This window comes from Streptomyces nigrescens (assembly GCF_027626975.1).
In the GTDB taxonomy this organism is placed as follows: Bacteria; Actinomycetota; Actinomycetes; order Streptomycetales; family Streptomycetaceae; genus Streptomyces; species Streptomyces nigrescens.
Window position 1 is genome coordinate 1788192 of record NZ_CP114203.1, and the last position, 12069, is coordinate 1800260.

The 12069-nt window shown below is 69.6% G+C and carries 10 protein-coding genes; 5 read left to right on the top strand and 5 right to left on the bottom strand.

From position 1 onward, the window contains the following. Nucleotides 1-174: 174 nt before the first annotated feature. Nucleotides 175-1536 carry an erythromycin esterase family protein gene (locus STRNI_RS08100; RefSeq protein WP_277410832.1) on the bottom strand — a complete coding sequence of 454 codons (1362 nt, stop codon included), beginning with the start codon at nt 1534-1536 and terminating at the stop codon, nt 175-177. Between the two features lie 41 nt (nt 1537-1577). Beyond that, nucleotides 1578-2027: a hypothetical protein gene (locus STRNI_RS08105; protein ID WP_277410833.1), complete on the bottom strand. Its 450-nt coding sequence runs from the start codon at nt 2025-2027 to the stop codon at nt 1578-1580. 161 nt (nt 2028-2188) lie between these two features. Here STRNI_RS08105 and STRNI_RS08110 point away from each other — a divergent pair, with 161 nt between their 5' ends. Further along, entirely contained in the window at nt 2189-2725 is a 537-nt protein-coding gene (locus STRNI_RS08110) for a phosphate-starvation-inducible PsiE family protein (protein WP_026170216.1), read from the top strand. A gap of 332 nt (nt 2726-3057) precedes the next feature. Further along, nucleotides 3058-4872: an APC family permease gene (locus STRNI_RS08115; protein ID WP_277410834.1), complete on the top strand. Its 1815-nt coding sequence runs from the start codon at nt 3058-3060 to the stop codon at nt 4870-4872. A gap of 216 nt (nt 4873-5088) precedes the next feature. On the opposite strand, the gene STRNI_RS08120 is transcribed toward STRNI_RS08115, so the two are convergent. Further along, the gene (locus STRNI_RS08120; RefSeq protein WP_018092870.1) at nt 5089-5538 is read right to left on the bottom strand and encodes a DUF1931 family protein; all 450 of its coding nucleotides are present in this window, start codon (nt 5536-5538) and stop codon (nt 5089-5091) included. A 404-nt stretch (nt 5539-5942) separates the two neighbouring features. Here STRNI_RS08120 and STRNI_RS08125 point away from each other — a divergent pair, with 404 nt between their 5' ends. Then, the gene (locus STRNI_RS08125) at nt 5943-6302 is read left to right on the top strand and encodes a hypothetical protein (RefSeq protein ID WP_234017661.1); all 360 of its coding nucleotides are present in this window, start codon (nt 5943-5945) and stop codon (nt 6300-6302) included. A gap of 385 nt (nt 6303-6687) precedes the next feature. Then, nucleotides 6688-8889: an FUSC family protein gene (locus STRNI_RS08130; RefSeq protein WP_277410835.1), complete on the top strand. Its 2202-nt coding sequence runs from the start codon at nt 6688-6690 to the stop codon at nt 8887-8889. 101 nt (nt 8890-8990) lie between these two features. On the opposite strand, the gene STRNI_RS08135 is transcribed toward STRNI_RS08130, so the two are convergent. Further along, entirely contained in the window at nt 8991-9635 is a 645-nt protein-coding gene (locus tag STRNI_RS08135; protein ID WP_268251398.1) for an MEDS domain-containing protein, read from the bottom strand. Nucleotides 9636-9655: 20 nt separating this feature from the next. Continuing rightward, a complete protein-coding gene (locus STRNI_RS08140) occupies nt 9656-11356 on the bottom strand; it encodes a PucR family transcriptional regulator (RefSeq protein ID WP_277410836.1) in 1701 nt (566 codons plus the stop codon). A gap of 219 nt (nt 11357-11575) precedes the next feature. Between STRNI_RS08140 and STRNI_RS08145 the strand changes: the two genes are divergently transcribed. Then, entirely contained in the window at nt 11576-12064 is a 489-nt protein-coding gene (locus STRNI_RS08145) for a YflT domain-containing protein (protein ID WP_159485312.1), read from the top strand. Nucleotides 12065-12069 lie beyond the last annotated feature (5 nt).

Here is a 12069-nt window from a genome sequence, read left to right on the forward strand (position 1 = left end):
CAGGCCGACGAGCTCCTTGTAGTCGGTAGGCAGCGAGGTCCCCGGGCCGGCCTTCGGCAGCGGCCCGGTCGACGCTCCCGCGCGGCCGGGGGCGTTCCGGCGGACGGCACACAGGGGAGGCCGGCCTCCCCGTAGGTCAGGAAGCGTCGAGCGGCTCGTGCCGGGGCCTGGCCGTCACGGCATCCGCTTGTCTGCCTCCCGGACTTCGTGAAGGTGAATGAGGACGTCGAAGGACTTCGCGATCGCGACGTCGCGCGGCTTCACGGGGAACTGTGTGCCGACGCCGAGCGTGGGCCGGGCGACGTTCAGCCAGGCCCGCGCGGGGGCCGGGGCGTTGCGGACGTCGAGGTAGAAGTCCCGGTAGCGGACCTGGTCGAGGGTGTGCTCGTTCCTGCCGGGCTCGGCGCCGTCCACGGTGAACTTCTTCCAGTCGCCGCCGAGGGCGGCATCCTTCGACAGGAAGGAGCCCTGGTTGAAGGTGAAGCCGATGGGGAGGTAGTTCTTGCCCATCGTGTCGCGCAGGAACGACCCCTGCGTCTTGGGATACAGCTCGGCATAGCCGGCGACGTGGCCGACGTGGTCGTTCTGCGCCGACAGCAGGATCTTGTGGCCGGTGCGCTGCTGCCACCAGGTGACGTTCTGGGCCATCACCTCGTCGCGGAAGCGCTGGAAGGAGGGCAGCGTGCCAGGGTCGTCGGGGTTCATGGTGAGGAACTTGGCGGTCTGGGCGATGGAGCGGGCGTTCTGCTCTGCCCATTCGAACGCCTCTCCGCCGGAGCCCTTCTGGCGGCTGATCAGTTCCAGGGCCTGCTGTGCCTTGGTGGCGAGTTGCTGCCGTTGCGCAAGCGGCTTGCCCAGGTAGGCGAAGACGTCGTCGATCGGGCGCAGGCCGGTGTAGAGCTCGTTGAGCCGCGGCAGCGCCTCCGGGTGGTTCTGCCGCACGTAACCGGTCACCCGGCCGAAGAACTCGTCGCTCACCGCGGGGGCGCCGATGTCGTCGCCCATGAAGTGGACGGTGCGGCCGGGGTGGCGGCGGTTGTAGTCACGCATCCACTCGATGAGGCTCACGAACTCCTCATGGTCCCAAGGGGTGTTGGTCAGCATCTCCTCCGCGACCTTGCGGGCGTCGCCCTTGCCGGTCTGAAGGTAGTCGTCGATCTGGAGCCCGGCGGACCAGCTCAGTTCGAGGGCGAAGGTGGTGAAGCCCTTCTCCTCGACGAGGTAGCGGAAGACCCGCTCCTTCATGGTGAAGAACTCGTGGGAGCCGTGCGTGGCCTCGCCGAGGCCGACCACCTTGGCGTCGCCGATCATCGAACCCAGGGCCCGCAGGTCGGCCGTGCTCCTCCCGGGCTCGGTCGAGCGCAGCGGGTGGGCCGCCTGCTCCAGCGCGCGGACCGGGTTCTGCTTCCCGCCGACCGTGTCGGCCGGGGCCGCCTGGACCGCCTGGACCGCCACAGGAGCCAGGACCGCTCCCGTCGCGATCACCGCCGTGACCAGCAGCCCCCGCCGGCTGATGCGCTTACGGTGCCTCACCATGCCATTTACCCCTCAATTTGCGTACGGCAACTTGAGAAGGATCATCGCTCGCGATTCCCTCGCCCCGCGCTGGTGGCAGCCACCGAACTTCTCCGGGTGGCTACCGCCCGCTGGACGGGTAGTAGGGGGTACCAGAGCGGGGCGGACGTGGCCGCCCAGGCCCCGCACCGCGCGGCGCTCGCGCCTGGAATCTCCCCGGGTGCCGTATGGCCGACGACGGGGGAAGCCAGCGGCTCTTCGTCCTGCGCGGTCTGTTGCCTGACGACGCCGACCACCGCCTGTCGCTCCCGGCGCCGCAGACGCCGGGAGCGGCAGGCGGGCAGTGAGGTCAGTGCGACCCTGTGCTCGGGGTCGACCTCGGTGCTGACCGGATTGCGCTCCGCCCGGCTCGGCAGGTCGGTGAGGAAGACGCCGATGTCCCAGTCGCCGTCCTCCAGACCGGTGCCGACGAGTTCGGCCACGTCGGACACGTCGACCGGCTCGTCCGCCACCAGGGGCGCCGTCAGGTGTCCGCCCGCCAGCGGATGCCCCTGGCGATGCGGCGGCGCAGATCCTCGCGCCTCGCCCCTTCACCCAGGCTGCCACCATAGGGAGGTCCGCCCGTTCACCCGTTCGGCAGCACGCCGCGCCTGCGGGCCGGGGCACCCCTAGCATGCTGACTGTGCGCCCCATTCTCCCGAAGATCGAGGGCGGCCGGGTACAGGGCCTCCTGCAACTCATCGAGGACGGCATCCACCTCGTCGTCGCAGCGTTCCTCGTAGTGCTCGCGGGGCTCCTGGCCGTCGGGGTCGTCCACGACGTCATCAGGTCGATCCAGGGGCCGTACCGCGAGGATGTGGTCGTTCTCTCCGCCCTGGACAACGGCCTTGTGCTGTTCATCGTGGCCGAGCTGCTCCACACCGTCCGCCTCACCATCAGGAACCAGACCCTCGACGCGGAGCCGTTCCTCGTCGTCGGCCTGATTGCCGGCATCCGCAAGGTGCTCATCGTGACGGCCGAGGCGGAGAAGTCCTTCCGGTGGAACGTCGAGGGGATCGAACTCCTCATCCTGGCGGGGCTGATCCTCGTGATGGCGACAGCGGCGTACGTGTGGCGGCGCTCGACGCGGCCGGGAGACTACTTCCCGCTCCAGGAGGCGGGGCGCTCCCCGTCGCCGGCGCCGTCATCCACCCCGGTGCGCGGGTCCTGATCCGTCACCTTCCGCCTCCACGGCCGCCCGCACCCGTTGCTCTTCGCGAGCAGAGCCGACGTCCCGTTCCAGGGGTGTGCGGCTCACGGCCGTCGCGAGGTCCTCCAAGGCCCGTTTCTCCCGTGCCCTGGATGTCCGCCAGGTCCAGAACCTGTGCCTGGCCGTCCTCCACATCCCACCCGTCCAGCGCGGTGGGCGTGCAGGTCCCCGGAGACTCTCCGAAGCTGGATCAGGCGGCTACCTCTCACCGAAATGGAGACATCATGAGCATTGCCGTTGTGCCACGGCCCGGCATGGGTGGGTGCATCCGCCACATGAACGAGTGAGTTTCCGTGACCCTCGGGCTTGCGCCCAAGAAATCGCACCCCAAGGTCCCACGGCGTCACGGCGAGGGCGGAAAGTCCCACCTGACCGTGCTCCAGGGGCTGGCCGCCCTATCACTGGACGCCCTCAGCTCGGTCGCGTACGGCCCGGAGGCCATCGTCGTCGTACTGGTGGCCGCCGGTTCGGGCGCACTCACGGCGATGCTGCCGATCACCCTGGTCATCGCCGGGTTGCTGGCCGTCCTGGTCGTCTCCTACCGCCAGGTGATCGCCGTGCACCCGGACGGCGGTGGAGCCTACGCGGTGGCGAAGAAAGATTTGGGCAGAACGGTCAGTCTGATGGCCGCGGCCAGCCTCATCATCGACTACGTCCTCACCGTCGCCGTCAGTCTCGCCGCCGGCGCCGCGAGCCTCGCATCGGCCTTTCCCGTCCTTTCCGATCATCTTCTGGCCGTATGCCTGATCGCGCTGTTCCTCCTCACCGTCGTCAATCTGCGCGGCATCGCGGACAGCGCACGGGTGCTGATGCTGCCCACAGTGCTGTTCATCGTCAGCGTGATCGGTGTCATCGTCGTGGGGCTGTTCCGGGCCCATCCCGCGGCCACGGTCGGAACGTCCCAGTCCTTCCCCGCCGTCGAGGCGCTGGGCGTGCTCCTGGTGCTCAAGGCGTTCTCCGCCGGATGCTCGGCGCTGACCGGGGTGGAGGCCATCGCCAACGCCGTTCCGATGTTCCGCCAACCACGCGTCAAACGGGCGCAACACACCGAGCTGATGCTGGGGTTGCTGCTGGGCGCCATGCTCATCGGGCTGTCGTTGCTGATCCGCAGCCATCACGTGGTGCCACGCGGCGGTGTGACGCTGCTGGCCCAGCTGACCGCCGGCGCCTTCGGGACCGGCTGGCCCTACTACGCCATCAGCCTCATCGTCACTCTCGTGCTGGGCATCGCCGCGAACACCAGCTTCGGCGGCCTTCCGGTCCTGATGAGCGTCCTCGCCAAGGACGACCGTCTCCCTCATCTGTTCGCCCTCCGCTCGGAGCGGCCCGTCCACCGCTGGGGCGTCGTGGCACTGGCGGTGCTGGCCGGCGTCATGCTGGTCGTCGTCAGTGCCGACACCCAGCGCCTGATCCCGCTCTTTGCCATCGGCGTCTTCGTCGGTTTCACCATCAGCCAGATCGGCCTCGTCCGGCACTGGAGCGTGGAACGCCCCGACGGCTGGTTGCCCCGGGCGTTGGTCAACGGCGTCGGGGCTGTGCTGACCGCCGTCGCCGGAATCGTCCTGCTCGCCACCAAGTTCCTCGCCGGTGCCTGGATCGTCGTCCTCACCGTGCCGCTGCTGATGCTGCTGTTCTCCCGGATCGAGCGCTATTACACGCGCGTTCGCGACCAACTCGGATTGGACGGCACCCCGCCACGCCCCACACGAACCCACAGTCTGGTCATCGTCCCCCTGGGCAGGGTCGACATGATCGCCGCCGCCGCACTCAACGCCGCGTCCTCACTGGGCGATGAGGTCGTCGTGGTCGCCGTCTTCGACGACCGGACGAAAGCAGACGCCATGCGCGCCGACTGGGCGCGATGGAACCCCGGCCCACGGCTCGACATCATCGACAGCCCTCAGCACTCCCTGGTGCATCCAGTCATCGGCTACGTCGAGGAGGTCGCCCGCAACGGCAGGCAGGTCGCCGTACTCATTCCCCAGGCGGAACCCCTGCACGGCCGCTACCGGATTCTCCAGAACCAACGGGGCATTCTCATGGCCGGCCTGCTGAGTTCCCGCACCGACGTAGTCGTATGCCTGCTCAAACTCCAGTTGGACCTGTGACCCTGTCACTCACGTGACGGCGCCCCCGCCTCCAGTGGCACACCATCAAGTTCCCTCATCACGGAGAGCCATTGATTCTCCGAACCTGCCACGCATGGCGTCGCTGTCTGCCGTGCTGCGGTAGCCACAGCTGCGCGGCCGCCGCTCGCCAAGCCGGGCGGGGGCGGGTGGCTCTGGCCCCTGGAGGGGCGACCTGCGCAATCCGGGCAGGGCCGGCTACAGAAGCAGGTCGAAGATGGCGGTCGCGCCCTCCCAGTGCTTGGTCTGGGGGTTTTTGACGTCGGGGTACATGATCTTGAAGGTTTCGGCGAGTGCCACGCTCAGCCCGCCGATGATCTCCGGGTACCGGGCCTCGGTCTCCTCACTGGGTGCCCGGTCGAGCAGGGGGTGCGCGGCCAACTGCTCAAGGATCGGCTTGAGCTCGACCTCCTCGTCCAGCTGCCGGAACCGGTGAATGCTCTCCTGAAGCCCCTTGGTGATCGGTAGATCCCACGGTTCGACGATGTCCCGGTCGTTCGCCTTGGCCGCGGCCTGGGCGACGAGCAGGAGGTCGTAGAGCTTGCCGTCGACGAAGTCGCTGTACCGCTTCAGATCGTTCTTGTCCACGTCGAGACTTGCGGCGGCACGGAAGAACCTTTCGAACCTGGACACGCCCATCACGGTCATGCCTTTCGCCTCCTCGCCCTCGGTGACTACCCCACACCGGCGACTGTCCGCCCACCGGCGCGCAATGCCCAGTTCCAGGATTCCAGACACCTCCGGGGCACGCCTGCGCATGCCAGGCCGAAGCCGTGGCGCTTATTTCACCTGACAGGCCAAGCGATCGGAACGTCCCCGGAATTGGCCGTGAGAGCCGCCCGTCGGCGGCGTAGAATGGCGTGAACAAGAGGACGCGAAGCGTTACCTCGCCGTATGAGCCATGGACGCTCCGGACCGGCGGATACCGGCGGATCATCCGCCGCTGATACAGGGGCACACAGTCAGGCAACCGAGCGTTATCCCCTCCCCCCGGTGAGCGCCATTCCCGGAGGATTTCCCGCAGTCCTGTGGCACGGCAACGCGTGGGAGGTGTGAACCTCGTGGTGGTGAAGTTGAACGCACGAGCCTTTGAACACGCGAAGAAGCTGGTCAGGGAACGGCAGGTGGTCCTCGACGACCGGGACGAGTGGAGCGAACACCGCCCCTCGGCCGAGGAGGAGAACCGCTACCTTGAGCAGCACGGCTTCGCCGAATACCGGAAGTGGTACCTCGGCGAAGACGACGAACAAAACGAAGAGAACAAAGGCCGGTACAAGTTCCCCTATGGCGACTTCGAGAAAGTGCACCGCTGCGGAGTCCTCTCCGCGGAGTCACGCGCCGGGCAGTACAAGTACACCGACATAGAGGTTGCCGTGGCTCATGTGCACGGAATGCTGGAAGAACTTTCCTGAGCCGGACTCACGCCCCGCCTGCCGTCCCCGCACCGCCCTGGGCCAATGCACCCGCCCCGCGGTCTCACGTTGAACCGGCGGCAGTTCGGGAGCGAGCAGCCAACCGCTCCCCGTTCTACCGTGCCTCGCCGAACCGGAAGGCGGGCATTGGTGTCCCACAGTCCGATTCGCGCGACGCGCTCACCAGGCGGCGAACAGCCCGGGAAGTACTACGGCCTGGGCGAACACCCGGGACAGCGGCACCTGGATCGGCCCCGTCTGGTGGCCGGCGTTCCCGCCGGCCACCTCGGTTCGTTCCCGGGCGGCACCGCGTGGTAGCTCACGTGGACGGGTGCACGGTGCGGCTGACGGCGGTCGGCCCCGGCCTCGCCCTAAGCTCGGCGCCGTGACGTGGCTGCGGGCGCTGGGGCTGATCGTGCGCTCCGGACTGACCATTGAGAGGACCCGGCTCGAGCCGCTGGTCGCACTGCGCGCCGCGGCCGGAGTGGCAACCGTGATCGGGCTCGCGCTGTGGCTTGTCTCCCCGGCCTATGCCGCGTCCGCCGCGTTCGGAGCCTTCTCGGCCGGCACCGCCACGTTCCAGCGGAGTTGGCGCCCGCGCAAGGTGCTCGCGCTGGCCGCCGGCGCGGGCCTGGCGCTCAGCACCTTCCTGGGATATCTGGCGGGGGCGCACCCCGTGTCGTTCCTCCTGCTGCTCGCCGTGTGGTCCTTTGGCGCCGGAATGGCCTGGGCCGCGGGCTCGACCTCCGGGATCGTCGCGGCCACCACGATCGGCATCATGCTGGTGACCATCACCCTGCCGACCACCGTGGTGCAGGCGCTGGAGCACGCCGCGGTGATCGCCTTCGGCGGTGTGGTGCAAGCGACGCTGATCCTGCTGTTCCCGATCCGCCGCTGGGGAGCGCACCGGGATGCGCTCGCCTGCGCCCTCGCCGCCGTGGCCGACTACGCCCGGCGGCTGCGGGACGACCCGGTGGCCCCCTTCGCCCCGGAACCGATGATGACGGCCCGCGACGCCGCTGCGGTCACGCCGTGGCAGGCGCGCCGGCGGCCCGCCGCCTTGCACGGCCCCCGCGGCCTGGCCGAGCGCATCCGCCCGGTCCTCGCCTCCCTCGCCGACCCCCGGGTCGGCGCTCCGGCGGAGGGGCCGGAACGCGACCGGGCGCGGGAACTCCTGAAGGCGGCCGGCGAGGTGCTGGACGCCGCTGCCCACTCGATCCGCCGCGGTACCCCGGTCCGGGTGCCCTCCGAAGCCATGGAGGCCCTCCGAAGCGGGGAGGAGGAGGTGCTGCGGGGGCCGGCGCGGCTGGCGGCGGTGCGGCTGTTCGATCTGCTGCGGGAGGTCGTGGAGACCGCGGACAGCGGCGACACTCACGCGGCGAACGCCCCGGCACTGGTGCGTCCGACCATGTTCCGGATGGTGCCGGTCGTGCTGCGTGCGATGCGCCGCGAGCTCACCTGGGACTCGACTGTTCTCCGGCACGCGGTACGTCTCGCCGGGGTGGCTTGCCTCGGCTACCTGCTCGGCAATGCGCTTCCGCTGGGCCACGGCTACTGGGTGCCGATCACCTCCGTCATGGTGCTGCGGCCCGACTTCCACCAGACCTACTCCCGTGCTGTGGCCCGGTTCTCCGGCACTCTCGTGGGCGTCGGCCTGGCCACCGGAGTGGTGCAGTTGGCTCACCCGGGCGCATATCTGTCCGGCGGGCTGGCCGTGATCTCGGCCGGGTTGATGTACCTGCTGATGCGCACCGGGTACGCGGTCTCGCAGTCCTTCGCCGCAGCGTATGTCGTCTTCCTGCTCGGGATGGGGGGCGAGGAGTGGCACCAGACGGTGCGGGACCGAGTGCTGCTGACCCTGCTCGGCGGTGCGCTCGCGATGCTGGCCTATGTGGTCTTTCCGGCCTGGGAGACCCCGCGGCTGCTGGACCGTCTCGCGGACTGGCTCGCCGCGAACGGGCGGTACGCGGCGGCGGTGGTCGGCAGCTACGCGGATCCCGGCGGCGGGCATCGCGCGGAAGTGCGGCAGGCACTGCTTGCCGCCCGTAAGAAGGAGGCCGTGTGGGACGAGGCTTTCGAGCGGGCCAAGCAAGAGCCGGTGAAGCATCGTGGACTGACCCGCAGTGCGGCCCAGGACGCGTATGGGGCGCTCAAGTCGATGGGGCGGGCGGCGATGCTTCTGGAGGCCCATCTGCCGGGGCCAGGGGTGCGGCCCGTCCCGGAAGCCGCACTGTTCGCGGCGGCCCTGCGGGCGGACACCGCGCGGGCGGCCCGGGACGTACGCGAGCGGCGGGCCCCGGGATGGGAGCGGGTAGCGGCGGCTCTCGACGCCTGGGAGGGCGCGGACGACGGTGATGATCCGGTGGTGCGGCGTGGCGCGGAACTTTTGCTGGGGGCCCTGGAGGAGCTGACGGCCGCGCTGGGCACGACACCGCTGGAACGGGATGTCGAGCCGGTCCGGGAGGCGCGGGAGAGCCGGCAGGAGCGACCGGCGCCGGGGGAAGAGGCGGCAGACGCGGAAGAGGAACAGGAACTCCGGCGGGGGCGCGGTGACGGCTCGGCTCCGCCACCCAAGGACGTCGGATAGGCAGCGCCTACGTTCCGTGCGGCAAGCCGGGGTTTCGTGCCGGAACCGGACGGCGGGATGTGCGCACGGCCGGAGCCGTGAGCGGTGAGCGGTGAGCGGTGTCAGGTCTCCCCGGAGGCCGGTGGCCCGGTCTCCTCATCGGGATCGAGGAAGTACGGATTTTCCATGATCATGCCGTTCAGCCAGACCTTCGGATGGGCCTTGACCAGTGGGACGATCAGGTCACTGTGGAACATCTCCAGGTCGTACATGCACATCCCCACCTGCGGATACGACCGCAGCCACCGGGTCGCGCGCATCTCGTACCGGACCAGGTCCTGGACGAAGGCGGGCCGCACCAAGGGCTGGGCCCAGCTCATATCGGCGGCGAGCCGGGCGCAGGTGTCGTCGTCGGACGGGACCATCTCGTCCGACCATGCGGAGAGCCGGGCCAGTGTGCGGTCTCCGTCGAAGGTCCCGTCCCGCAGATACTCATCCGGGCCCCTGATCTGGAGGTTGTTGCCGCCCCGGCCCACCGCGGGGGCGTGCGAGGCCAAGACGTCGCGAAAAGTACGGCCGTCGCCCTCGGTGCCCAAGAGGAGGCAGATGTGCCCTGCACTCAGGCCCTCCGCCAAGAAGGGGGTCATGAACTGGTCCCGCTCGGCACGCCCCCGGTACAGGGCACAGATGTGGTCGCCGGGAGTCAGTGGTACTCCGCCCAGGTGAGCGACAGCGGCCACGGGAGCGTCCGCTGTCCGCCGGTGCATCGCTCGCCTCCTGGTCAGGGTCAGCCGCCCAGGACTTTCCACACCCGGGTGGCAACGTGCAGGTTCAGCCGGCTGTCGACGGCCCCGAGGTCACTGCCGCTGACCTCGCGGATGCGCTGGAGCCGGTAGCGCAGGGTGCTGCGGTGGATGGCCAGGGCGGCTGCCGTGGCGTCGTAGTTGCCGCCGCACTCGAAGTACTGGGAGAGGGTCTGGACCAGGTCCGAGTGGTGTGCGGCGTCATAGTCCAGGAGCGGGCCGAGCCACTCGCGGACGAACTGCTCGACCTCCCGGTAGCCGCCGCCCGGCCCCAGGATGCGGTAGAGACCCAGTTCGTCGAAGGTCGTGGCGCCGTGGGGGGACTGCGAGCGCTGGCGGACCTCCAGGGCGCGCAACGCTTCCTGGAACGAGCGGGGGATCTCGCTCGGGGTGTCGCAGCGGCCGCCCACACCGATCGAGCCGGTGGGCGAGCCGAGTTCGCGGCCCACCGCCTCGTGCAGGGCCTTCGCCTGGGGACGGCCTTGCAGTACGAGGACGGCCATCCCGGACCGTCTGGCCAGCAGTGACCGCATCCGCAGCCCGGCTGCCGACCTGCCGACCGCTTGCACGAAGGTGTCGTCGGCCGGCCTGCCCGTCCATTGCACGACGGCGAGATAGTGCGGACCGTGCAGGTCATGGCCGACGGCGGCGGCCCGGGCGTAGGCGCTCGCGTCGTCGGTGCCGGTGATCAGGTCGTCCACGAGTTCGCGTCGTAGCCGCAGTTCCACCTCGGCGAGGTTGCGCAGATGGGCCAGTTCCAGGGCCAGCGCGGTGCTGGCGTAATCGAGGGCGAACCGTTCTTCCTCGCCGGCGCCTGCTTCGGGGTCGATCAGGGCCACGGTGCCGAGGACCTCGCCACGGTGCTGGGCCAGCGCGATGACCTGTTCCGCCACCCGCACCGGCCGCTGTCGGCGGGCCGCATCCTGCAGAAGCTCTTCGTGCGGGGTCGCCTCGGGTTTGGGGTAGGGGTCGGGGCGGCCCGGGCCCGCCCAGGCCCGCAGATTGCCGAAGCGGTCCTCGATGGCGACCGGGTAGCCGGTGAGCCGGTGGAGGGCCTCGGCGATGCCCTGTACGCCGTCGTCGTTCGCGGAGGCGTCGCTGAGCATCTCGTGGACGGAGCGCTGATGCTCCAGTTCGGAGACGGACGTGGTGAGCCGGGCGTTCGTGGCCGCGCGGTCGTCGCTGAGCTGCCGCAATTGCTGTTCACGGTCGTGTTCCGTGCGCCGGGCCATGGCTTGCGTCAGGGCCGCCGCGGTCTGCTGAGCCAGGACCCGCAGCAGGAAGTACTCGTCATCGGTGGGCCGGGACGGTGCGCTGACCACCAGGTGGCCGATGGCGTCCGCCGTGCTGCGCAGCGCGAGGCTCCAGCCCCATTCCCGGTCCGGCACCGTGACCGGCCCACCCTGACCGCCCAGTCTCCGGACCTGGGCATCGAGGTGGGGGGTGGCGTCGGGCCAGTCGGCGGGTGTGCGGGTCAGGCCGTTGTCGAGCGTGAGGTAGGCGGCCTCGGCGCGGCACGGACCGAGGGCGCCAACGGCGGTGAGGGCCCGCGTCAGGACGTCGCTCTCGTCCGGCGCGTCATTCATGATCATCGAGAGCACGAAAAGGCTGTACAGGTTCGCCAGGTGCTCGCGGCCCCAGCTGGTCCGTGGGGACCGGCCCGTCGTGCCCGAGGTCGTGGCCATGGTGGGATCAAGGGCCTTTCTACGGGACTCGCCCGGGATCCACACTACCCAACGACGCAGATCTTGTCCGATATGTCGGCCTCGCAGCTCACCCTGGCAGACCGAGATTCCCTACGGATTTCGGCCTCGCAGGCGCAGGCCGCGGGTCGCCCGCGATGGCGAGACTGAAGCGGTCAGCCGTGAACCAGTAGCAGTGGCGTGTCGTCGGGAGGAGCGGACATGAGCCAGCAGGATCGTCGTCCCATCGCGTCCTACCCCACCTACGCGGAGGCGGAACGCGCCGTCGATTACCTGTCCGACCAGGAATTCCCGGTGGAACGAGTCGCCATCATCGGCCACGACCTGCAACTCGTCGAACAAGTTGTCGGCCGTGTCGGCCCTGGCAGGGCGGCGCTCAGCGGGGCCGCGTCCGGAGCTCTCCCCGGTGCACTGATCGGCTGGCTCTTCGGCCTGCTCAGTTGGCTCGACCCGGTGCTGTCGTCGCTGTTGCTGGCCCTTTACGGGCTGATCTTCGGCGCGGTGATCGGCGCGCTGCTCGGACTGCTTCTGTACAGCCTGCAGCGCGGGCGCCGCGACTTCGCTTCGGTCAGCGCGATGCAGCCGAGCCGGTACGAGGTCGTGGCGGACGCCGAGGTGGCCGATCAGGCCGCCAAGCTGCTCAACCGGCTCGGGAGCGCGGCGGCCGGCACCACCGCCACGGAGAAGTGAGACCC

Excerpts from the sequence above, each read along its gene's own strand:
- STRNI_RS08120 (WP_018092870.1), bottom strand. The coding sequence starts at position 5,538 with ATGACCGTGATGGGCGTGTCCAGGTTCGAAAGGTTCTTCCGTGCCGCC.
- STRNI_RS08145 (WP_159485312.1), top strand. The coding sequence starts at position 11,576 with ATGAGCCAGCAGGATCGTCGTCCCATCGCGTCCTACCCCACCTACGCG.
- STRNI_RS08140 (WP_277410836.1), bottom strand. The coding sequence starts at position 11,356 with ATGGCCACGACCTCGGGCACGACGGGCCGGTCCCCACGGACCAGCTGG.
- STRNI_RS08100 (WP_277410832.1), bottom strand. The coding sequence starts at position 1,536 with ATGGTGAGGCACCGTAAGCGCATCAGCCGGCGGGGGCTGCTGGTCACG.
- STRNI_RS08110 (WP_026170216.1), top strand. The coding sequence starts at position 2,189 with ATGCTGACTGTGCGCCCCATTCTCCCGAAGATCGAGGGCGGCCGGGTA.
- STRNI_RS08135 (WP_268251398.1), bottom strand. The coding sequence starts at position 9,635 with ATGCACCGGCGGACAGCGGACGCTCCCGTGGCCGCTGTCGCTCACCTG.